Annotated in this window: 17 protein-coding genes; 7 read left to right on the top strand and 10 right to left on the bottom strand. The window is 62.6% G+C overall.

Annotated elements, in window-relative coordinates; genetic code table 11:
* Positions 1–145 precede the first annotated feature (145 nt).
* On the top strand, positions 146–1,057 hold the full coding sequence (locus PBT88_RS11535) for a glucosamine inositolphosphorylceramide transferase family protein (protein WP_270075494.1): 912 nt from the start codon (positions 146–148) through the stop codon (positions 1,055–1,057).
* Between the two features lie 117 nt (positions 1,058–1,174).
* Here the strand turns inward: PBT88_RS11535 and PBT88_RS11530 are convergent, their stop codons facing one another.
* The 3 genes from PBT88_RS11530 to PBT88_RS11520 are packed head-to-tail and all read right to left on the bottom strand — an operon-like array spanning position 1,175 to position 5,245.
* Positions 1,175–3,307, bottom strand: a complete 2,133-nt coding sequence (locus PBT88_RS11530) for a GumC family protein (protein ID WP_270075493.1) — start codon at positions 3,305–3,307, stop codon at positions 1,175–1,177.
* Positions 3,308–3,357: 50 nt separating this feature from the next.
* Positions 3,358–4,635: an outer membrane beta-barrel protein gene (locus PBT88_RS11525; protein ID WP_270075492.1), complete on the bottom strand. Its 1,278-nt coding sequence runs from the start codon at positions 4,633–4,635 to the stop codon at positions 3,358–3,360.
* Between the two features lie 31 nt (positions 4,636–4,666).
* Complete coding sequence (locus PBT88_RS11520) at positions 4,667–5,245, bottom strand: polysaccharide biosynthesis/export family protein (protein ID WP_270075491.1); 579 nt, start codon at positions 5,243–5,245, stop codon at positions 4,667–4,669.
* Between the two features lie 418 nt (positions 5,246–5,663).
* Here PBT88_RS11520 and PBT88_RS11515 point away from each other — a divergent pair, with 418 nt between their 5' ends.
* Together PBT88_RS11515 and PBT88_RS11510 are read left to right on the top strand one after the other, a co-directional pair.
* A complete protein-coding gene (locus PBT88_RS11515; RefSeq protein WP_270075490.1) occupies positions 5,664–7,154 on the top strand; it encodes an oligosaccharide flippase family protein in 1,491 nt (496 codons plus the stop codon).
* 54 nt (positions 7,155–7,208) lie between these two features.
* Positions 7,209–8,078 carry a hypothetical protein gene (locus tag PBT88_RS11510; RefSeq protein ID WP_270075489.1) on the top strand — a complete coding sequence of 290 codons (870 nt, stop codon included), beginning with the start codon at positions 7,209–7,211 and terminating at the stop codon, positions 8,076–8,078.
* Positions 8,079–8,244: 166 nt separating this feature from the next.
* Here the strand turns inward: PBT88_RS11510 and PBT88_RS11505 are convergent, their stop codons facing one another.
* Positions 8,245–9,321 (bottom strand): glycosyltransferase family 4 protein, encoded by a 1,077-nt coding sequence (locus tag PBT88_RS11505; protein WP_270075488.1) that lies wholly within the window; start codon positions 9,319–9,321, stop codon positions 8,245–8,247.
* A gap of 298 nt (positions 9,322–9,619) precedes the next feature.
* On the opposite strand from PBT88_RS11505, the gene PBT88_RS11500 reads away from it, so the two are divergent.
* The gene (locus tag PBT88_RS11500; protein WP_270075487.1) at positions 9,620–10,540 is read left to right on the top strand and encodes a glycosyltransferase family 2 protein; all 921 of its coding nucleotides are present in this window, start codon (positions 9,620–9,622) and stop codon (positions 10,538–10,540) included.
* A gap of 161 nt (positions 10,541–10,701) precedes the next feature.
* Positions 10,702–11,682: a DnaJ domain-containing protein gene (locus PBT88_RS11495; protein WP_270075486.1), complete on the top strand. Its 981-nt coding sequence runs from the start codon at positions 10,702–10,704 to the stop codon at positions 11,680–11,682.
* A 10-nt stretch (positions 11,683–11,692) separates the two neighbouring features.
* Here PBT88_RS11495 and PBT88_RS11490 read toward each other — a convergent pair whose 3' ends face one another.
* Both PBT88_RS11490 and PBT88_RS11485 read right to left on the bottom strand, forming a co-directional pair.
* On the bottom strand, positions 11,693–12,961 hold the full coding sequence (locus PBT88_RS11490) for a nucleotide sugar dehydrogenase (RefSeq protein WP_270075485.1): 1,269 nt from the start codon (positions 12,959–12,961) through the stop codon (positions 11,693–11,695).
* A gap of 15 nt (positions 12,962–12,976) precedes the next feature.
* The gene (locus tag PBT88_RS11485) at positions 12,977–13,975 is read right to left on the bottom strand and encodes a GDP-mannose 4,6-dehydratase (RefSeq protein WP_270075484.1); all 999 of its coding nucleotides are present in this window, start codon (positions 13,973–13,975) and stop codon (positions 12,977–12,979) included.
* 169 nt (positions 13,976–14,144) lie between these two features.
* Here PBT88_RS11485 and PBT88_RS11480 point away from each other — a divergent pair, with 169 nt between their 5' ends.
* On the top strand, positions 14,145–15,548 hold the full coding sequence (locus PBT88_RS11480; RefSeq protein WP_270075483.1) for a glycoside hydrolase family protein: 1,404 nt from the start codon (positions 14,145–14,147) through the stop codon (positions 15,546–15,548).
* Positions 15,549–15,597: 49 nt separating this feature from the next.
* Here the strand turns inward: PBT88_RS11480 and PBT88_RS11475 are convergent, their stop codons facing one another.
* Positions 15,598–17,496 carry an acyltransferase family protein gene (locus PBT88_RS11475; protein ID WP_270075482.1) on the bottom strand — a complete coding sequence of 633 codons (1,899 nt, stop codon included), beginning with the start codon at positions 17,494–17,496 and terminating at the stop codon, positions 15,598–15,600.
* A gap of 131 nt (positions 17,497–17,627) precedes the next feature.
* Here PBT88_RS11475 and PBT88_RS11470 point away from each other — a divergent pair, with 131 nt between their 5' ends.
* On the top strand, positions 17,628–18,545 hold the full coding sequence (locus PBT88_RS11470; RefSeq protein WP_270075481.1) for a glycosyltransferase family 2 protein: 918 nt from the start codon (positions 17,628–17,630) through the stop codon (positions 18,543–18,545).
* 19 nt (positions 18,546–18,564) lie between these two features.
* Here PBT88_RS11470 and PBT88_RS11465 read toward each other — a convergent pair whose 3' ends face one another.
* From PBT88_RS11465 to PBT88_RS11455, 3 genes are read right to left on the bottom strand one after another with little or no spacing between them, the layout of a single operon-like run.
* Positions 18,565–19,266 (bottom strand): FkbM family methyltransferase, encoded by a 702-nt coding sequence (locus PBT88_RS11465; RefSeq protein WP_270075480.1) that lies wholly within the window; start codon positions 19,264–19,266, stop codon positions 18,565–18,567.
* Between the two features lie 45 nt (positions 19,267–19,311).
* Positions 19,312–20,190, bottom strand: a complete 879-nt coding sequence (locus tag PBT88_RS11460) for a sulfotransferase (protein ID WP_270075479.1) — start codon at positions 20,188–20,190, stop codon at positions 19,312–19,314.
* On the bottom strand, positions 20,187–21,299 hold the full coding sequence (locus PBT88_RS11455; RefSeq protein ID WP_270075478.1) for a glycosyltransferase: 1,113 nt from the start codon (positions 21,297–21,299) through the stop codon (positions 20,187–20,189). The genes PBT88_RS11460 and PBT88_RS11455 overlap by 4 nt, the downstream gene beginning before the upstream one ends.
* Between the last annotated feature and the right edge of the window lie 5 nt (positions 21,300–21,304).

Here is a 21,304-nt window from a genome sequence, read left to right as displayed (position 1 = left end):
TCCTAATCGACCGTCATCGATGAAGATGGTTTCCGTATTCGCATCGATATGCCAGACGGCGATGGATGGGACGCGATCTTGCCCCGGCGTCGATCGCCAATGCTCTCAGCCGCGCTGAACGCGGAACGTCATCACGGTTTTTCCGGTGCAGTTGAGAAAGGATATCTGGCGATGTGCGATCGTGCCCGCACCGGTCGACGAGATTCTTGCGCGTGCATCGCTGGGCGACCTGCCGCTGACATGGATCCCCGGATCGGGAAACCTGCGATACCATGCTGATCCGTTCGGCCTTTGGCGTGGAAACATGCTCTATGTCTTTACGGAGAAGTTCGATTATCGCGACGCGATCGGCACCATTTCCGTCAGTGTTTTTGATAGCGACCTTGCTTTGGTCGAGCAGACATCGGTGCTGCAAGAACCATGGCATCTGTCCTATCCCTTCGTGTTCGAGGCGGACGGGGAAACATGGCTCCTGCCCGAAGCATTTCAGTCCGGCGGGCTCTGGCTTTATCGCGCGATGGCATTTCCATATCGGTGGGAACGGGCCCATCGGATCGAACTCGGCCATATCCCGCTCGACGCGACCCCCTTTCACGACGGATCACGCTGGTGGCTATTCTATGCGCCTGCCTTTCCCGAGCGCGGGCGGCTGTCTCATCTTCATGCGGCGTGGGCAGACCGGCTGGAAGGGCCGTGGACGGATCATCCCGCTAACCCCGTCCTCGTAGATGTAAACGGGGCGCGCCCAGGAGGCACCCCATTGTGGCGAGGCGGTGTCCTGCATCTGCCTATCCAGGACTGCCGAGGCACGTATGGCGCTGCGTTGCGTCTTCTCCGCTTCGAGCGGTTGGAGCCCGACAGCATCATCCTCTCGGCCGCCGGGATCTTGCACGCTCCGTCAGCCGCGGCGCCTTATCGTGATGGGTGTCATACTTTATCGGCGGCGGGGCCTGTCACCCTCATCGACGTCAAACGAACGATCGTCTCGCCTCGTGGGCTGCTGATGAGGCCGCTACGCGAGCTGCGCCGCTCGCTTGACAGGATTGCAGGCTTGTGACGCCCTAGCTGGAGCGCGTTGCAAGGCTGCCGGCCGTGCATTCCTCGCCCGGCAGCCGCGGCCACTTCCACCCGCCCGGAAAACGCCAGCGCCGCCGAGCGAACCCGGCGGCGGCGATCATCTTTGATAATAATCCGAATATTGTTTCGAGTAATAGTACAAGCCCCCGACCGAATGGGCTGACGGATCAACCTGAGTATAGATCACGCCAACCGGCTTGCTGCCATCGCTCCGCAACCATCCTGCGGCCGAGGTCGCGGCTGAGATCGGCGTGCTGCTCCATTTCACCACGAGCGCCGTAGCATCGGCAAATACCGCCAGGTAGCGCCCGTCCGCCAACCCCATAAGCGGCGGCAGATCGAGTACGATATAATCGTAGCGATCACGGACGGCGTTGAGCAGCTGCTCCATGCGGCCTTCGCCGAACAGATTCTCGCCCGAAAAATATGGGCTTACCACCAGGATTTGATCGAGATTGGGTACGTCACCAGGCTTGATCGCTTCGTCGAGCGAAATCTCGCCGTGCAGCAGTTCCACCAGACCCACTTTGGGGGCATTGCTTCTGACGATTTCCCGAACGGCGGCGCGCCGGACATCGCACTCGAGCAGCAACACGCGCGCATTGGCGATCGCCAAGGTTCGAGCGAAGGCGACTGCGGAGGTCGTCTTGCCTTCCGCGGGCAAAGCGGACGTGAACGCGATGACCTTTACGTCCGTGTCGGTGCGGGCCCCGAGTATCGCGGTGCGCGCGATGCGGAACGATTCCGCAAACATGGACGTCGGCCGATCGAGCATGAGTTCGCCCGGATTTTCGGACTTCGCCACCTTCGGCACGACCGCCAGCACGCGAAGCCCCAATTGCTGTTCGAGATCCTCGACCGAGCGGAAACCGCTGCTCAGCTTCTCCAGGGCAGTGATCGTGGCGGCTCCGGCCAGAAGCGCAACGATGAGCGACAAGGCGTAAAGGAGGGGCTTGTTGGGAGCGACCGGCTTGGCAGGCGGCTCAGCCGAAACCACCACCTCGGCCAGGGCCATCTTCGAATCGGCGGCCTGCATGCTGTCCAAGGACATCTGCGACATCTTGTCGTAGAGCGCCTGTTTCGCATCCGCTTCATGCTGCAGCCCGTCTGCGGCCGCGGATGCCTCAACGCTGCGCTCCCGCTGCAGCTCGAGCTCGTCGAGGGATTTTCTCAGGCTGCCAACACGTGCCTGTGACGCGGCTGCAGTGGCTCGCAGGGAGCCGAGGATTCGGTTTGCTTCTGCCTTGATCTGCGTATCGACCGCTGTGACCTGGTCCCGGACGCGGATGCTTTCCGGATGCAGATCACCATAACGCTTTTCAACTTCGCCCTGAGCCAGCAGCAGTTGGGAGCGCTGATTGCGGAGCGTCTGGATCACCGGAGAGGTGAGCACCGAAGAGACATTGGCGAAATCGCCACGCGCAACCTGCGCCTGCGCTTCCGCTAAATTCGTGTTCGCGGTTGCAGCGTCCGATTGCGCGGATGACAGCATTCCCGCCAGGGGCGCAATCTGCTGGTCCACGATCGTTCCGCCGCCGCTACCATCTGCACCGGCTTCGAGGATGCCGGCCCGGGCACGATACTCGGCCGCATGTGTCTCAGCCTGAGTGGCATCATGATTGAGATCGGACAATTGCTGCTGATACCAAGCGGTCTGCTGGCGCGCGGTGCCGACATTCTTGCCAGTGCGATAATCGATATAAGCTTTGGCAAAAGAGTTCGCCAAGCGTGCCGCCTTGATCGGATCGATCGATCGCACGGTCATGTCGAGAACATAGGCATCCTTCTCGCGAGTTACCGTGACGTGTTGGAGCAACTCGTTGGCGACGATCGTCTCACGGGTATCGGTATTGGTCACCGTAGCGTTGGTCGCTTTAGCGAGAACCCCATTGAATTCAGGATCGGAAAGCAGATCCTGCGAATGCACGATGCCCCGTGCGACTTCGAGCGAACGGGCTTCGGTCAGTTCGGTTGCGATGGCATCATCGGACAAGGTGGCGCTTGTCGGCTGTTGGCTGCCGCTAAGGGGGTTCCGGCCGGGATCCAGCCTTATCTTAGCAGTCGCATCGTACTTTGGTGTCATTTGCGAGACGACGATGAACCCCAGCACCATCACCACGCCCGTGACTGCAAGCAACGTCAGCCAGCGCCGGCGAACCGTATCCCGAACGACACTGACGACGTCGGCAAGCCGAGCCTCGTATTCATCCGCTTCGCGCCTGATTTCCATATCCCCGAATTCCCTGTTGATCGACCGAACGCCATTCATATGGCATTATATTACAATTGATATCCAGCGGCCACTTCGATGGTCGTATGGCTCACCGAATTGGAGGGAGACGATCCATAGTTCAGTATCCCCCTAAGGCTGATGCGTCGCGATACCAGAAAGCGTGCGCTCGCGCTGGCACCGTAAACATTGCTGGTAGTGTGTTCGACCAGAAAAGATTGCCGCGAATAATAGCCAGCGGCGCTGATGATCAGATTCCGCAGCACTTCATAGTCGGCAGTCACGCTCAACGCGGTATCCCGGAAGGGGTCGTAGCCACCGATCGTCGCATCTTCGATCGTTCGTTGTGCAGTCAATCCGAAGGTCAAACGCGACGTGGGGAACGCTTGCAGCTGGGTTTCGATCGAAAGACCACGCACCGTTTTATAGGCGCTCGCATCATAATTGCGAATGCTATAGCCTAGCCCGACGGTGCCGCGAATGCCCTGGGCGATATCCACATTGACGCCGCCGAGGAACCGCACCGCTTTCGAGTCCACATTGGGAAGGCCGGATGGCAGGTCTTGGCTGAAGCTCGTGCGACTGCCGCCGAGCTGCGCGAAAAAGGAAACCGACGGGGTTCGCGCATACTCAATTTGGCCGGTGAGCCGCGTGATCTGTCGGTTGCGCTCGCTCTGGCTTTGCTCTCCGCCCGCACGAAGTGGCACCGGGGCGAAATTGAAATCGGCATGATCCAACAGCAGAAAGGTGCGAATACGGCCCTGCGTGTAGGTGGTCTTGATAGAGCCGAAATTGCGCCGATACCGGGAAAGCGCCGCCACTGTCGGCGTGACTTCTCCCGAGAATATGTTCTCGAAGCCGCGTGAGATATTGGCATCCCCTTCGACCTGCAGGGAATCATATATGTCCAGACGACCGTCAGCGTCGATGGTCCAAAGATCCTCGTTTCGCTGGGATTGCCCGATATATTCTCGCTGCGTCGTAGAGCCCGTGATCTGAAGCGAATGCCGCGACCATCCTGAAATCAGACGCGCCGACGCCTCTTGATAGAGATAGGCCGAAGCGATCCGGTTTTTTGCCGTCAGATAGGTGTTCGAATCACCACCTCCGCCGATTTCGATACCGGGGAAGAAGTTCAGCGAACCAAGCGGTATGCCTAGCGGATCATAGTCCGGGCGGGATTGCTGCTGCACGCTGACGTTCCGGTCTCGACCGAAATTTTGCGGGATCGCCGGCTGGACGATCAATCCTTCCTCGACCTGCGCGACAACAGGCGTTGCCAAAAGCAAGGCAGATGGCAAGGCCAAGGCCTTCCAGCGCGTCATCATCTGCCCCACCCCCAACGAATCAACCCCGTCTTTAGAAGTAGCGCTCTCCGACGCGAACCGTATCCCCCGGATAAACGCGCAGCTCCGGAGTCAGGCGATAACTGATCTCCTTGGCGTCATCCTTACGGCGGATGAATACCATACGACGGTTGGCGCGCGGGGTGAAACCTTTGGCGATAGCGATGGCGTTCATCGCCGTCATGCCGACAACATACGGGTAATTACCCGGTGTCGCGACTTCGCCAAGTATGAAGAAAGGGCGAAAGATGCTGACTTCGCCGCTAAGCTTCGGTGTGCGAAGGAAGCCCCCGGCGTAGCGAGTGGTGGCCTCCGCAATCACCTCATTCACCGTATGGTCCGTCGCGGGCACATCGCCAATCAATGGCAACGAAACCGCCCCATCTGCGGAAACGCCGTAATCACCCGTTAGGTTCGGCTCGTTGTAGACCGTGATCTTGATTCGATCGCCTGGAGCAAGGCGATAGTCCGCCGCAGATGCGGCAGCGGAGCTATACCGATCTCCACTGGATATGACAGGACCTGTGCCATTTTCAGCGCAAGCGGCGGTGACAAGCAGCACCGTGAGCAGAAGGATCGAACGGATTTGCATGGGGATTCGTAGTCCAGAAGGGCTTAGGTCGGCTTTGTCGCATAACCGCTTGATGGTGGCAACTGCAGGTGACCGAGGCCTTCAATGCCGGGCTACCACATGGTGAATGACGAGATTGGTCCGCCATGGAATATACTATCCGGCATGTTTTTAAGGGCGACATCCTATCCGACTATCGTCTCTGCGGCTTCTTTGCGGAAACGAGGATGAAACAGATATGGCTACCCCGTCTGCGATACGCTTGGTGGGCGCACCAAACATATCGCTTGGCTGACGAGCAGAGGGCGAATATGTTGATACTACGACCGCTCTTATGGGCGAGAGACGTCGGATGCCCATTCTTCCAGCAGGACGGGAACCGGAGGACCTTGTAACATTCGTCGCTGTGTCTCCATTTTCCTGACGAGTATCGCAGACGATGAGCTTTGCACGGGTCGCTTTGAGTGGGAGCGCATGGTCGCTCGGTCAGATGTTGGTGGAGCGCGGTCTTCAGGCTTCATTGTTCTTCATTGTAGCGAAGCTGCTTGGTCCGGCTGAATTCGGCATCGCGGCGATTGCGATCTCGCTTCCGATGGTTTTTGTTGCGACATTATACGGCACGGTGCAGGTCATCATCCAGCGCGAAGAGGCATCCGACGACTTTCTCGCCACGGCGTTTTGGTTTGCGATCGGCCTAGGCGTGGTCTTCTCCTTGATCACGATCGCGCTGAGTCCGTTGATCGCGCATTTGATCAAAGCGCCCAATCTTGTGTCCTACATGGTCCCGGCAGCCTTCGCGCCCCTGGCGACGTCGTTGGGCGTCGTCGGCGAGGGGGTGCTGACCCGCAAATTCCAGTTCCGGATGTTGGCGATACGCCGGACGGCTGGATTGTTTGGATCCGCGCCATTCTGCATCCTTTTGGCATTTGCCGGCTATGGACCTTGGAGCCTGATCGCCAACACATTGCTGACCAGTCTCATTTCATCGTCGGTCGCACTTTTTGGCAGTGGATTTCGACCTCGTTTCTTCGTCGATCGGGCAGAGCTTCGAGCCTTCGCGCGGATGGCAAGCTATACCAGTCTCGCCCAGGCGAGCGTTCAGGCGAATACGCGCCTGGCGGATCTGGCGATTGGCATCTTCGCTGGACCCGCCACCGCCGGTACGTTTCGCATTGCGCGCACGATCATCGATCTCGTCATCAGCGTGATCTACCAGCCGTTCACAAGCGTCCTGATGCCGATCTTCTCACGCTTGGCCACGGACCCTCAACGGGCGGCGGGAATTTTGGCGCAGATCATGTTCATATCCTGCGTGGTTCTGAGTTTTCCTTTTCTGGCGCTGTTTGCCAGTGCCGAAGCGGTGAGCGCGACGTTCGTCTCTCATGCGTGGATTGCCTTAGGGCCATTGCTGGCATGGATGGCGGTCGCCTATCCCACCAATGCCGTGATCGGATCGTCCCAGACCTTTAGCATATCCCAAGGTTGGGTACGGATGGGACTGATCCTTACCGTGGTGGATCTCGTTCCCAATATGATCTTCCTCTCGATCGGTGCGACACATGGACCGGTGGTCCTAGGCATCATGTTCAGCCTGCGCGCATATGTCGTGGCAGTAGTCGTGCTCGCGATCCTGACCCGCGCTGATCCGACCATGGCACCACGGCGGTTCGTGAAGGCGTTGCTGCCCTGCTATCTCGCTTTGGCCGTCGGGGCCGGGGTCTTGGTCATCAAAATGCTGCTTCCATCTGTCCGGTCCGGGCTCGTCCCGGGCGTGCTGCTGGGCGTGGTTGCCAGTCTTGTCTATGCTGGCATGGTGTTTTGGCTCTGCAGGCGGCAACTGCATTCGGTGATTGGCACTCTGCCGCTGCCCGCGCGTGTCCGAGGGGCTGTCGACCGCTATATGCTGTTGGGTATGCAGGCGAGTGGTTGAGGTGTCGGAATGCTTTGCTTGAATCATCGTCTATAAAAATAAGTGATGGGCGCAATGACCAAGACACTGTTGTATCTTTGTTACGGAAAATCCCGCTACCAGCAGGAGGCGATGTTCGCGATTCTGTCGGCAAATTATTTTTTGTCTGAATCGGATGGCGTTGACGTCGTTGTTTATACCGATAGGCCGGATGAATTTATCTGGCTGGGGGTGGAGACGAGATTTCTGAATCCCGATATTCTGGGTTCGTGGATGGGTGCGGGAACCTATCCCTTTCGGCGCAAGGTGGCGTGCCTTCTCGATTTTCTGACGGAGCGAGGCGGGAAGGTCATCCTTGCCGACGGCGACACATATTTCCTGTCAAACCCGGCCGCTTTGTTCGATCGTGTTGGCCCTGGCCGCCACTGTCTGCATATGCGGGAAATTCGGTTGACCCAGCGCACGGGTACTGCCGGCGCCATTTTGGGGCAGTTGTTCGATACGGGGGCGATCCGTGACCTGAATGGGAAGCCGGTGGCTTTGTATCCTGGCGAAAGCATGTGGAACTCGGGAATTATCGGTGTTCACGCCGACGACCATCACATGTTGCGGGAGGCCTTGCATCTCATGGACGAGATTTGGCAGTATGAGCAGCGTGTTCACACTGTCGAGCAATTTGCGCTTGGGCATGTGATGCATGCCGGGCGACTTTCTGAGGCCGATGATGTCGTCTTTCATTATTGGCATGATAATTTGCGCAAGCCGTTTTTGGGGGCGCTTCCGGCGCTGCTTGATCGCGCCCGCGCCATGCCGCTGCCCGAGGCCGTGCAATGGAGCTATACGCACCGTCCGACATCGTCGGCAGGCGCACGAGTACTCGCGCGCATAAAGTCGTTTGTTCACAAGCTGGGCGCCGATCATCGTTGGACGAGGAATAGCGCCTGAGTCCGTGTCGTTCTGGCCCGGAGACGCCGCGGAGATTGGCTAGCAATGGTGGTGTGGATATATATTCGAGGTCATTTTCGCTTTTTAGGCGAAAACTCCGTTATCATGCGCTTGCGAACCCTTGCTTATCTATCTGATTTCTCGGCGAACGGGCATTTGTCGGCTATCACGTCGCCAGCGGTGCCAAGGCTGGCCTATGGCCTCGTGCGATGGCGTCGTGCATCGCGGTGGCGGCGGCCTCGATCGAATATCCTGTCATGGCCGCGCACGCCCGAGCGTGCAATCTGATCACAGTCCCGCGATCAAGTGTGCGGGCGTAGGCCAGCGTCGTGGCAATTTCGTTTTGTTCCGTCCCGGTGACAAGGCGTTCGTCTATCATCGCCACGAGTTCCGAGCTTCCGCACCGGTTCGACGCGATTGCGAGACAGCCACGCTGGAGCGCCTCATTGATCACCAAGCCCCATGGGTCGGCCTGCGATGGCAGGACAAGTATGTCGATACCGGCAAAGAACCTTTCGCGTGCATCGCCATCGACATAGCCATGCCAATGCACCCGCGGGTCGTCAGAGTGACCGTTGAAGCCAGCCAGATGTAATTCGAGGTTCGGATCGGCTAGCGAAGAAAAAGCACGAATCAGCGTGTCGACATTCTTGCGCGGCCCTTCGGAGCCGAGATAGCCGAAGCGACGTATCGGTTCACCGGGAGTACGGGGTGAGAGTTGGTTCGGCTCCGGCGTGGCCTGTACCATTGGGTTGATAGGGATCGTCCTGTCCAGCGCACGCACATAGGCTGCGGACATCTGCGAAAAGCAGATCGTCGCGTCACTGAGCATCAGTAACATGCGCGAGCATAGGTTCTGGTAGAGCCGCTTGGCGCGCGACTTGAAGCTGTCCGGAATATGCTCGACCCACAAGAGCCGGCGCACGCCGTGCAATCGGCATCGAAGCGCCAATAGTGCCATCGACAGACTTGAAGGGTTGTCGTCGAGCAGGATGACGGTGTCTGCGTCAGCGAACAACGCCTTCGGCACCGTGAACAGGGCTAGCTTGCGAAACTGGCGCGAAGGAACACGGGCCGATTCATAAGGCAAATCTTCCGCTGGTCGCCACTTTCGACCTTCGTTTTCGGGGATTTGATAATAGATGACGCGCAGATGTAGATTCTTCGTTCTCAATTCTGTGAACAGCGCGGCCCGGTAAGGGGTATAATAATTTTGTAAGATTACTACGCGTGGCTGTGTCATCAGTCTTCATCGGCAAGAGGCAAGGGGACGAATGACGTGGTAACTACCCGACATAATGGGCAGTGATTAGGGAGTGGTTCCCATCTAAGCTTACGGGGGTAGGGTAGACATGTCTACGGCTGTCCCATCATGCAGGATTGCGCGGGCCGAACGCGGCAGCTATCGGTAAAATCAAGCTAGGAAATATCGATTTGCTCGTCTCGACATACAACGAGAATGCGGCAGCGATACGTTGAGCGCGGCAGCAGGTGCGCTCAGGCGTTGCCGGCGGCGAAATTTTATTCAGAAGGCAACACCAATGCGATCGATTTCCTTTGTCGTTTGCACCTTTGAAAAGGAAAAACCTGACGAACGTCTGGCTGAGGTGCTGGCGAACCTGCGGCGACAGATCGGCATAGAGTTTGAAGTCATTCTTGTCTGGGAAGGGTGCGATCTCGGGAACGTACCTGCTTATGACGGCGTGATTGTCATACCGGTCGGTCTCATCAGCATTTCGGAGAAGCGCAACATCGGCGGCCTGGCGGCTTGCTCGGATATGATCTGCTTCCTTGATGACGATACTTTTCCGCTCGATCATGATTTTGGCATAAAAGTCCTGGAACTGATGGATGCGGAAAATCTCGATTTCGTGACTTGCAACATCCATTCGACGGGCGCGGTCATGTCTGGTGAAGGTCTCTCCGCCGACACGCCGCTCGATGAACGGAACATCATCGCGCACATGTGGGAGCCGGGATTGACGGTGCGGCGCCAGGCCTTCGTCCAGACCCAGTTTGATCCGACACTTGGGATCGCCTGTATCCACGGGTCGAGCGAGGGATTCGATTTCGGCTATCGCCTTCTCAAGAATGGCTTCAAGGGGCGGAGGATGGCTTCGTTTTTCATCGACCATCCACCATTGGACACCGCGGGCGATTATCGGGCGGAGCGGGCTTTCTTCTATTCGTTGGGCAATGGCGCGGTGCTGATCCAGCACGGTTATTATTTCACCTATGTCTGGCAGATGCTGAAGACCGTTGCCCGACTGTTGGTTTCGCTTCTCAAAGGCGATGTCGTCCGCGCGCGAGCATCGTTCATACGGGCGCTCTGCATGATGATCGGCCCGTTTCTGCCGCGGCGCCGAGGCCGGATCATGCCGACCTCATTCCTTGCGCTTCGGGACCGCAATTCCGATCCGGCGATGATATCCGTCAACCGCGAGGGGGCGAGCGCCGGATAAGCTGAAATAATAGTCGGACGATATCGCGTCGGCACGTTTCTAGCATTGGTTTTTCTTCTCGAAACGTGATGGAAGTTCCTTCCAACGCCTGACATGTTCGGATAGCGTTGGCATGTGGCGGACTGATGCTGGTTGGTGAGCCGCTGGAGGCATAGGCGCGGGTGCGAGGCAGCTACTATGACGTGCTCGGTGTGTCTGCCACGGCCAGCCAGGAGAAGATCAAGGCGCATTACCTGCGCCTGATCCAGCGCTACCATCCCGATCGTAGCCGTTCGCCGCTGGCCCATGCGCGCGCCGCCGAGATCAACGAGGCCTTCCATTATCTGTCCGATCCGGAATTGCGGGCGCAGCACGATGCGGGGCTGGCCGCGCGGCGGCGGGATGTGGTCAATGTCCGTGCCCTCGATCGATCCCGCAGCGGCAGCCGGGCACTGGTCGTGCATCGCCGTCGCCGTCGCCCCTTGTTCCGGCGCTATGATGCATGGCTGACGCTGATCGCGGTGCTGAGCTTGGCAGGCATTGGCAGTTGGCAGATCGAACAGCGCCTGCTCGGCGGAGACGCGTCGCCGGCGGCACTGGCCAGTGACGATGATACGGATGGCGCGGCGGAACGCGCGGTGCAGCTGCTCGCGGCCGCGACGGCGCGGGAAGCGCAGGCCATGCCTTCGGTGTCCGGCGCGATCGTGGCGCGGGGTGTCGGCGCCTATCACCGTTATGCCGCCGACGGTGATTTCGGCAGGGCGCGGGCGTATAGCGAGCAATGCCATGCGCAGGCCGCCAATGCCGATGGCTGGGATGCCGTCGATTTCTGTGTCGCCTTCGATCAGGCCGCGTTCGCAGCGATCGCCAAGAGCCCAGGCGGTCTGTCCGGAGACGCGGGCTATTTCGTCGACCGGCACGATCGTGCAGCGCATCTCTATGTGACGCGGATCTCCAGCCTTGATGCGATCGACCGGCGGCTGGGGCAGATCCAGCGCCAGGTGGCAACGCTGCGCGCGGCACAGGGCGACGCACCGCCCAAGGGCGTGCTGCACCGCATATCGAAGCGGGGCGGGCGGTTCGCGGACGCGCTGCGGGAATTTCTCGCCGCATCCGACACGAAGCAGGATCGAGCCGGGCACCGTCAGGCAGGCGATTTCTGATCCGCGGCGGTCAGAGGCCCCAATAGGTCACGCCGTCCGGCATCGTCTGGCCAGCGAACAGACCCTTGAGATCCGCAAGCACCCCGCCGGGCTTGAGATGGCGTGCCATGCCCGCAGCACCGTCGGCGCGATATTGCGCGTGGGGCACGGCGACCAGCACGCTGTCATAGGCGCCCATGCCGGGATTGGCGACGAGCGCCAGGCCATATTCATGCTGCGCTTCGGCCGGATTGGCACGCGGATCGCTGACATCGACGCGATGCCCAAGCGCCTTCAGCCGGGCGATGACGTCCACCACCTTGCTGTTGCGGAGGTCCGGCACATCCTCCTTGAAGGTGAGGCCCATCACCAGCACGTCGGATGCTGGCGCCAATCGTTCGGAGAGCTGGTCTGCGACCCACGCGCCCATGCCGTCGTTGATCGCGCGGCCGGACAGGATGACCGCGGGATCGTGGCCGAGGGTGGCGGCCGCATGGGCGAGATAATAAGGGTCCACCCCGATGCAGTGGCCGCCGACCAGGCCGGGCTGGAACGGCAGGAAATTCCATTTGGTGCCGGCCGCGCGCAACACCTCCCACACCGAAATGTCCATCAGCGAGAAGATGCGGGTAATCTCGTTCATGAAGGCGATGTTGATGTCGCGCTGCGCATTTTCGATCACCTTGGCCGCCTCGGCCACCTTGATCGACTCCGCCTTGTGCGTGCCGCCGGTCGTCACCGCGCCGTAGATCGCGGCGAGGCGATCGGTCACCTCCGCATTCTCGCCGGCGACGACCTTGGTGATGCGGTCGATCGTATGCTCGCGGTCGCCGGGATTGATGCGCTCGGGCGAGTAACCGAGGAAGAAGTCCGCGCCGCGCCTCAGCCCCGACACCTGTTCGAGGATGGGCCCGCAGACATCTTCGGTGACGCCGGGATAGACGGTGCTCTCGAAACAGATGATCGGCCGGCGCTCGGCCGCCATCATCCGGCCGACCATGCGCGATGCGCTCTCGACGATCGACAGGTCCGGCCGATTGGCGGCGTCGACCGGGGTGGGGACGGTGACGATGTAGATGTCCGCCGGCGGAACCGCTCCGGGGTCGCTGGTCAGCGTCAGGCTGGTCGCCGCGAGACGGCCGGCATCGATCTCGTTGGTGCGGTCGTGATGCCGCTCCAGTTCGGCGATGCGCGTCGCATCGATGTCGATGCCGACGGTCGGGAAGTGGCGGGCGAGCGCGACGGCGAGCGGCAGGCCGACATAACCGAGCCCGACGACGACGATATGCGGTTGATCCATGCTGCCGACGCCCGATCAGATCTGGTGGTAACGGCGATACCAATCGACGAAGGCGGGGATGCCCTTGTCGATCGGCGTGGTCGGCGCGAAGCCGAGATCGCGCTGGATGGCCGAAATGTCGGCATAGGTCGCGCGCACGTCGCCCGGCTGCATCGGCAGATAGTTCTTCACCGCCTCGCGCCCGCACGCCTGTTCGAGCAGCGCGATCATGCGGCCAAGCTGCTCGCTGTTGTTGTTGCCGATATTGTAGAGCCGGTGCGGCCCCCGGCTGCCGCCGGCCTTCTCCTCGCCATCGTCGGGCGGAGGATTGTCGTGGCAGGCGACCACGCCCGAGACGATATCGTCGATGAAGGTGAAATCGCGCTCCATCCGGCCTTCGCCGAACACCGGGATCGGCTCGCCGGCGAAGATCGCCTTGGCGAAGATCCACATCGCCATGTCGGGGCGCCCCCATGGGCCATAGACGGTGAAGAAGCGCAGCCCGGTCAGCGGCAGGCGATAGAGATTGGCATAGGTCTCGCTCATCAGTTCGTCCGCCTTCTTGGTGGCGGCATAGAGCGAGAGCGGATGATCGACGCGATCCTCGACCCGGAAGGGGAGGCTGGTATTGCCGCCATAGACCGACGAGCTCGACGCATAGACGAGATGCGCCACTTTCCGCTGCCGGCCGATCTCGAGCAGGTTGAGATGGCCGACGAGGTTCGACTGGACGTAGGCGTGCGGGTTCTCGATCGAATAGCGCACGCCGGCCTGCGCGCCGAGATGGATGATGCGATCGAAGGAATAGGGTTTCAGCGCCGCGTCGAGCGCCTGCATGTCGGCGAAATCGACCCGGATGAAGGTGAAGCGATCGCCGAACCGCTCGCGCAGCAAGGCTATGCGATCCTCCTTGAGCTGCGGCGTGTAATAATCGTTGACGATATCGATGCCGACGATCGTGTCGCCGCGCGCCAACATGCGCTCGGCCGTGTGCATTCCGATAAAGCCGGCCACCCCGGTGATGAGTGTCGTCATAGCCGGCTTCGCTCCCCACAGTGTGCGCCGGGTGCTAGCCTTCCTGTCATCCCGATGAAAGGGCAATCGTACATAGTGTGCAGCCCTTCAGGACGGCATCGCCATAGAGCAGACACATCGACAAGCCTTCCGGCAGACGATAGGACAAGACAAACCCGAGGAGGCTTCGATGTCCGCACCTGTCCTCGATCGCCGCCGGATGCTGCTGAGCGCCGGCGCAGCAATATTCGTCAGTGTCAGCCCCGCCATCGCGGCCGAAATGACGTTCACGCCGGAGCGTTTCGGCGCCAAGGGGGATGGCCGAACCGATGACAGCGACGCCTTCGCGCGCCTGTCCGATGCGGTCAACGCCGCCGGCGGCGGCACGGTGGTGCTCAGGCGGACGACCTATCTGGTCGGCACCCAGCAGCATGGCCCGGACGGATTCGTCGAGGCGCGGCTGATGGCGTTCGCGAATTGCCGTCGCCCGCTGGTGATCCGCGGCAATGGCGCAACGATGAAGTGCGCGCCAGGCCAGCGCTACGGCATGTTCCTGCCCGATGGCTCGGCCAATCCCGAAATCGTCCGCAAGGGCCCGCAGGGCATGGCCCGGCCTTATGCCGCGATGATCGAGGCGAGCCTGTGCAGCGGCGGCGTCCTGATCCAGGATATCGAGCTGGACGGCAATTCGGGCGCGCTGATCCTCGGCGGCAAGCACGGCGACAAGGGTTGGCAGGTCGGCTGTATCGGTGTCGCGCTGCGCAACAATCCGGGGCCGGAGCGCCTGGTCAATGTCAACGCCCATCACCAGCCGCATGACGGCATCTATGTCGACGGGCCGCGCGATCCGACCCCCGGCGTAGTCCGCCAGTTCACCGGGATCAAGGCGGACACCAACGGCCGGCAGGGCATGAGCATCGTCGGCGGGCAGGATTACCGCATCGAGAATTCCAGTTTTACGCGGACGGCGCGCGGCGCGGTGGCGAGCGCGCCGAGCGCCGGCGTCGATATCGAGGCGGAGCGCAAGAAGCCGGTTCGCAATCTCGCCTTCGTCGGCTGTCATTTCGCCGACAATCGCGGCTGCGCGATGGTCGCGGATTCGGGCGACAGCGCCGACGTGACCTTCACGGACTGCGTGTTCGTCGGCACCGACAATTGGTCGGTATGGCCGAACAAGCCCGGCTTTCGTTTCGATCGCTGCACCTTCGCCGGCAATGTGGTGCATCCCTTCTCGGATCCCGATCCGAAGCGCGCGACACAATTCACCAACTGCCTGTTCACCGACAATCCGGCGGTGTCGCCGACCGGGGCGCTCAACCTGCGTAAGGGCGTCGCCTCGCCGCTCGGCCAGGCCGACAACGTGCTGTTCGATCATTGCCGCTTCGTGATGATCCGCGACGGCGTGCTACCGACCAGCGAGGGCGTGATCTACCGCGATTGCACGATGAGCCAGCGCTCGCCCAAGCCGGCCGCCACGCGGGGCCGGTTCGAGGGACGCACCGTCATCAGCGGGCCGGTCGATCTGGGCGCGTCGGTGATCGTAGGCCAGGTGACCCTGAACGGCAGGGCGATCCCCAAGAGCCCGAGCGCCTGAACGGGCTGAAGCCCGGCCGTTCGCGGGCAGGGGCGGTCGCCCCTGCCGGTCATTTCCCCGGCGCGGCGGCACGTTCGCGGGCGGCGGCGGCGAACAGCGGGTCGTAAATGGGGGCGATCAGCCGCACGCCGGCCGATGTCAGATGATGGGTGTCCGAATAAAGCGGCACGCCGCCCTGCGCGAACAGGCAGCGTTCGCCCGGACATAGGGACGGGGCCGGATCGAGCAGGCTCACGCGGCTGTCGCGCGCTGCCCAGCCGGTCATCGCCGCGTTGACGGGCCGCTGGCGAGCCTCGTTCATGGCGGCGGGATAGAGGCTCTGATCGCCCCAGTCCGCGGGATGGCCGAGATAGAAAGCCGGTGCCAGCCGCTCGTCGCGTGGCGTCGGGCGTTCGAGCACCACCTTCGCCCCGGTCGCGAGGATGCGCGAGACGGCGGCGTCGAACGCCGCCGGATCGAACGGCTCGGGCCATAGCGCGATCACCACGACGCGGCTGATCTTCTCGCGCCGGATATCCCGCGCGACGCCGCGCCACACCGGCCAGTGGCAGTTGCGATCGACGCCGAAGTCCACGACCCGGCAATTCTGCTTGGTGATGAAGACGGGGACGCCATAGCGATCGCCGAGTGCGGCCAGCGCATGCTTCTGCATCTCGACATGCGAATCGCCGATGAAGAGGATGCCGCCGCGCCCGCCGACGGCATTCACCCGGCAGGTCTGCCCGCGCCAATGCTCGAGCCGGCTGGTGAAGGTGCAGCGGCCATCGGGGCGATCCATCTCGGCCAGCAGCAGCGGCCGCTCGTTGGCGGGATAGCGCTGGAGGAAGCCGTTGCTGGCGATCAGCGCAGCGCCGGCCGCGGCCGCGCTCAGCAGGAAGACGAGCAGCAGCGCGATCGTCCGCGACGGCGGCGCCAGCCATGCCGCGCGCGAGGCGCCGCGTTCGAACAGTCGCCATGATGCGACGCCCAGCCCATAGCCGAGCAATGTCAGTGCCACCGCGATCCCGCCGGTGGCGGCATGGCCGAGCAGCAGATAGGCGAGCACCAGCGGCGGCCAGTGCCACAGATACCAGCTGTAGGAAATGCGCCCGAAATGCTGGGCGATCGGGTTGGTGAACAGGGTTCGCAGCCCCGGTGCCAGTCGCTGCTGGACCAGGCACAGCGCGGCGGTGGCGACGACCGCGAGCAGGCCCTGGGTCAGCACGCTGGCATCGTCGCTGTCGAACAGCAAAGCGGCAGCGAGGATGCCAGCCAGGGCAAGGAAACCGATCACCGTCGCCGCCGGCGGCGTCAGCCGATCGGCGACGCCGCGCCGGAACAGCATCGCGGCGCCGATCCCGGCAAAGAACTCCCAGACCCGGAAGGGAAGCCAGTAGAAGGTCGTCTTCGGGCTGATCTGCTCGACATAGGCGCCCACGCCGAGCGCCAGCAGGGACAGGATCACGCAGGCGACGATCGTGCCGCGCGGGCAACGTCGCAGCGCCAGCACCAGCAGCGGGAAGCAGAGGTAGAATTGCTCCTCGATCGCCAGCGACCATGTGTGCAGCAGCGGCTTCAGCAGCGCCGCATCGAAATATTCGCCCTGCACCCAGAAGACGATGTTCTGGAGATAGAGCGCCTGCCCGATCAGGCTGGTGGCGAAGTTGATCAGATCCTTGGGCACCATCACGCAGGCGGCGGCGATGGTGGTGGCGATCAGCATCGCGAAATAGGCGGGCACCAGTCGGCGGACACGGCGCAGGAAGAAATGGCCGTAGCCCACCTCGCGCGCGATCATCGGTTCCAGATAACGCAGCGCGATCACGAACCCCGAGATCACGAAGAAGATGTCGACGCCGATATAGCCGCCGCCGACCAGCGCGGGAAAACCGTGGAACAGCACCACGGCGACCACGGCAAAGGCACGGAGCCCGTCGACAACCGGCAGGCGCTGCTCCGCGCGATCCATGATTCTGTCTGTCCCCCGGCGCCCTATCGAACCCTTCGAGCGCTAACACCGCTTTGGGTGCATCTCAATGCGTTTGCCCGGCTTGGGAGTTGCGCGATCCCGCCCTAGAAGGAGGCGCGGGAGGGACCGGCATGACGTTGGTGAGTGTTGTAATACCGACTTTTGGGCGGCCCGAGCTCGTCTGCCGGGCGGTGCGAACCGCGCTTGCCCAGACGGTGCATGACATAGAAGTAATCGTCGTCGTCGACGGCGACGACCCGGCGACGCGTGGGGCGCTCGCAACGATCCCGGACGAGCGCCTGCGGGTGATCGCACATGCCGCCAATCGCGGCGCCGGTGCGGCGCGCGACACCGGCGCGGCGGCGGCGGCGAGCGACTGGATCGCGCTGCTCGACGACGATGACGAATGGCTGCCGGACAAGCTTGCCGCGCAGCTGGCCGCGGCGCCGGCCGAGCCGGCGCTGCTGATGACCTTGTCCCGCGTCGTCGGCACGGCGGGGGCTTTCGTCCGGCCGGGCGAGGCCTATGACGAGCGCATCCCCGTCGATGAGTGGCTGTTCGACCGGCGGACCTGGACGAAGGGCGGGGAAAGCTTCCTGCAAAGCTCGTCGCTGATGGTGCCGCGCGCCCTGTTCGGGCTGATCCGCTTCGCCGACATGAAGCAGCATGACGATTGGGAGTTCGTCGTGCGTGCGGTCAAGCAGCATGGCCATCGCCTCGTCACCGTCGCCGAACCGCTGGTGATCTATCATGTCCCCGACGCGCGCCTGTCGCTCAGCCGCACCCACACATGGCGCCGCTCGATCAGCTGGGCGCTGAGCCTGCGGGCGATCATGACCGAGCGCGCGATGAGCGGCTTCTTCCTGACCGTCGCCGCCCAGATGGCGGCATCCTTCGGGCAGCGGGACGGTTTCGCACCGTTGCTCGCCGCCGCACGGCGATATGGCAGGCCGACCCCGAAGCAATTATTCGCCTTCGCCTATTTCTATGCCTCGCCCGTGAGGCTCCGGCGCAGCTTGCGCGCCTTGATGCAGGGCGAGCGCGGCTGACCGGCGGCCTCGCCCGCGATCAGGCCGGCGCGTATATCTCGCGGCTGACGAACAGCGGGTTGGCACGGCGCAGGTGCGGCTGCTTCGTCGGCCATTCATTGACCTGATCGTAGAAGCCGAACAGGCGGTAGCCGCTGGCCTCCAGAAAGGATTTCAGCGCCTCGAAGGGAATGTGGAAGTCATTTTCCGGGTTCATGCCGGCTTCGACCTGCACGGCGGCGATCCTGCCCGCCGCCAGCATCGTCGCGGCGCCCTTGAGCACCTCCAGATCATGGCCCTCGGTGTCGATCTTCATGAAGTCGATCCGGTCGATGCCACCGGCGGCGCAGAAAGAATCGACGGTCTCGATGGCGACGGTCTCGTCCCCCGCCGTGGCGCCATGCTCGGCGATGTGGAAGATCGCGGGGTCATGGCCGCGTGCGAGCGATGCCGTGCCGGCTACGCTGCCGAGCGCCATCTCATGCACCTCGACCCCGCCCAGCCTGCGGGCGCGGATGCGCCGGGCGCTGGCGGCCGAGGGTTCGAAGCAATGGATGTGCGCGGCCGGGAAGCGTTTTTTGAACTTCGCCGCCGACTGGCCGACATTCGCGCCCACGTCGAAGATCATCGCCGGCTTCAGGACGCGGGCCAGATCGACGCAGACGTCACGCCCCCGCTTCGGGGTGGTCCAGGCGCGATACTCCTTGCGGAGACGGCGCATGATGCGGTCGAGATTACGCACGTGGCTTCTCCGTGGAGATCGGACGTCTGGAGGGGGAGGCTTCCATCAGCGTCGCTGGCCATGGCGGGCGCGCCACTCGGCCCCGTGCCGGCCGAACAGAACGGCGCAGCGATCGAGTTCGTCGCCGAACCATCCGGCCACCGCATCGCGGACATCGAGCGTGGGGGCGAGGCTGGCACGGCCGCGCTTGCGGTTCCGCCCCGGCGCGACGCCCGGCAGGCGCTTGCTCCAGTCGGCACCGATTTCGTGGACGATCCGGCGGAGCGAGCCCTCCGGGTCGGTGGCGATATCGTCGAAGAACAGGATGCTCAACCGATCCGCGCCGATGCCCTGCCGCCAGCGCGTGACGATGTCGCTGAGCAGATGCTGCCGTTGGCGTTCCGGATCCTCGAAGAAGGATCGCACCACGGCGATCGAGCCATAATCGACATTGCCGAAGCTGCGCTTGCGGGCGTGCATCGACAGTTCGGACCAGAAACGCTGCACCGGATCTCGCGCGAGCAGCATCACATGGCTTCGCGCCAGCACCGGCAGCGCCCGCTCGATCTGCGCGGCCGTCATCGAGGCATACATCGGCGAGATGTCGCCGGACAGCCGCCGGCCGGCCGGCGCAAACAGCGCGCGATAGGCGGGGATATCGAAGGCCGGATCGGCGGCGAGCTGGCGGGCGACGCGCAGGAAGGCGCGATCGGCGATGATCCCCGGCCCCTTGTTGCGGATCACCCGCTTGGCATTCTCCCACATGCTCCAGCGCATCCGCAGATAGGGCTTGTCGCGATGCTGGGCGAAGCCGCCATCGAGATAATTGAGTTCCTGGATCGGGGTCAGCCAGATATCGCGATGCGCCTTGAGCTGGTCGGCCAGCCAAGTCGTCGCCGATCGCTTCGGTCCGATGCAGACGAAATCGGGGCGGTTCGCGTTCATGCCGCGCCGCGCTCCTGGCCGGGCAGGCCGAGCAGCTCGAAATGGCGGGCGAGCACCGCCTCCTCGCCGAACCGGTGGACACCCTCTGCGAGCAAGGCGGGATCGGTCGGGTGATCGAGCTGCCCGGCGATCGCCTGCGCCAGCGCGTCGACATCGCCGACCGGGACGACCCGGCCATAGCGGCCGAAATCGAGGATCTCGGCCGGGCCGCTGGGGCAATCGGTCGCGACGAGGCTGCACCCGCACATCATCGCCTCGATCAGTACATTGCCGAGGCCCTCGAAATAGGAGGTCATCGCGAACACGTCCGAACGGGCGAAATAGCGCAGCGGGTTGGGCACATTGCCCGGCAGCGAGACACGGCCCTCCAGCCCGAGATCGCGGACCTGCCGTTCGAGATCGGGGCGTGACGGCCCTTCGCCGAAGATCACCAGCCGGGCATCGCGGCCGCCGGCGACCAACTGTCCGAACGCGGCGACGAGATCGGCATAGCCTTTGCGCGGCGAGAGCGTGCCGGCGCTGACCACGATCGGCACGCTCTTGTCGACGAACCAGGGATGGTCGATCGGTTCGTCGATCCGCGCCCGCGAAGGCGCATCGTCGACGAGATTATAGGCGACGACATGCGGCGGGTTGCGGAACAGCGTGCGATATTCGCCGATCATCCCCTGCGACACGCAGGTCAGCGCGTCGGCCCGCCACATCACCATCCGCATCGCCTGCTTGTAGAGCCATTTGCGGGTGAAGGGGCGGTTCGAATAGGTGAAGAAGGGATTGACCCGCGAAGAGCCGCTGATCTTCGCCTGCGATCTGGTGAGGATCGCCGCCAGCAGCACGAAGCCGTTCAGATTGTCCTGCGACGAGAAGACGATATCGGGCTGGTTGCGGCGCAGGTAGCGGCAGAAGGGCAGCAACATGCCGCTCGCCGCCGCATGGCCCAGTACGACCAGCCGCGCCGCGCCGATATCGGGCATGTGGGTGCTCGCCGGCACATGGCCGAAGACCAGCTCGACGTCATGTCCCCGCGCGGCGAGGGCACGGGCGAAACGAATCTGGGTAAGCGGCACGCCTGTGAACGAGAAGCGGGCAACGACGATGCAGATCTTCATTCATC

The sequence above is a fragment of the Sphingomonas abietis genome, from assembly GCF_027625475.1.
Classification (GTDB): domain Bacteria; phylum Pseudomonadota; class Alphaproteobacteria; order Sphingomonadales; family Sphingomonadaceae; genus Solisphingomonas; species Solisphingomonas abietis.
The sequence above is the reverse complement of the archived record's forward strand: the minus strand, read 5'-3'. Positions and strand labels throughout refer to the sequence as shown.

Excerpts from the sequence above, each read along its gene's own strand:
- PBT88_RS11510 (WP_270075489.1), top strand. The coding sequence starts at position 7,209 with ATGACCAAGACACTGTTGTATCTTTGTTACGGAAAATCCCGCTACCAG.
- PBT88_RS11460 (WP_270075479.1), bottom strand. The coding sequence starts at position 20,190 with ATGAACGCGAACCGCCCCGATTTCGTCTGCATCGGACCGAAGCGATCG.
- PBT88_RS11470 (WP_270075481.1), top strand. The coding sequence starts at position 17,628 with ATGACGTTGGTGAGTGTTGTAATACCGACTTTTGGGCGGCCCGAGCTC.
- PBT88_RS11520 (WP_270075491.1), bottom strand. The coding sequence starts at position 5,245 with ATGCAAATCCGTTCGATCCTTCTGCTCACGGTGCTGCTTGTCACCGCC.
- PBT88_RS11490 (WP_270075485.1), bottom strand. The coding sequence starts at position 12,961 with ATGGATCAACCGCATATCGTCGTCGTCGGGCTCGGTTATGTCGGCCTG.
- PBT88_RS11515 (WP_270075490.1), top strand. The coding sequence starts at position 5,664 with ATGAGCTTTGCACGGGTCGCTTTGAGTGGGAGCGCATGGTCGCTCGGT.
- PBT88_RS11480 (WP_270075483.1), top strand. The coding sequence starts at position 14,145 with ATGTCCGCACCTGTCCTCGATCGCCGCCGGATGCTGCTGAGCGCCGGC.
- PBT88_RS11505 (WP_270075488.1), bottom strand. The coding sequence starts at position 9,321 with ATGACACAGCCACGCGTAGTAATCTTACAAAATTATTATACCCCTTAC.
- PBT88_RS11455 (WP_270075478.1), bottom strand. The coding sequence starts at position 21,299 with ATGAAGATCTGCATCGTCGTTGCCCGCTTCTCGTTCACAGGCGTGCCG.
- PBT88_RS11475 (WP_270075482.1), bottom strand. The coding sequence starts at position 17,496 with ATGGATCGCGCGGAGCAGCGCCTGCCGGTTGTCGACGGGCTCCGTGCC.
- PBT88_RS11500 (WP_270075487.1), top strand. The coding sequence starts at position 9,620 with ATGCGATCGATTTCCTTTGTCGTTTGCACCTTTGAAAAGGAAAAACCT.
- PBT88_RS11485 (WP_270075484.1), bottom strand. The coding sequence starts at position 13,975 with ATGACGACACTCATCACCGGGGTGGCCGGCTTTATCGGAATGCACACG.
- PBT88_RS11525 (WP_270075492.1), bottom strand. The coding sequence starts at position 4,635 with ATGATGACGCGCTGGAAGGCCTTGGCCTTGCCATCTGCCTTGCTTTTG.
- PBT88_RS11530 (WP_270075493.1), bottom strand. The coding sequence starts at position 3,307 with ATGGAAATCAGGCGCGAAGCGGATGAATACGAGGCTCGGCTTGCCGAC.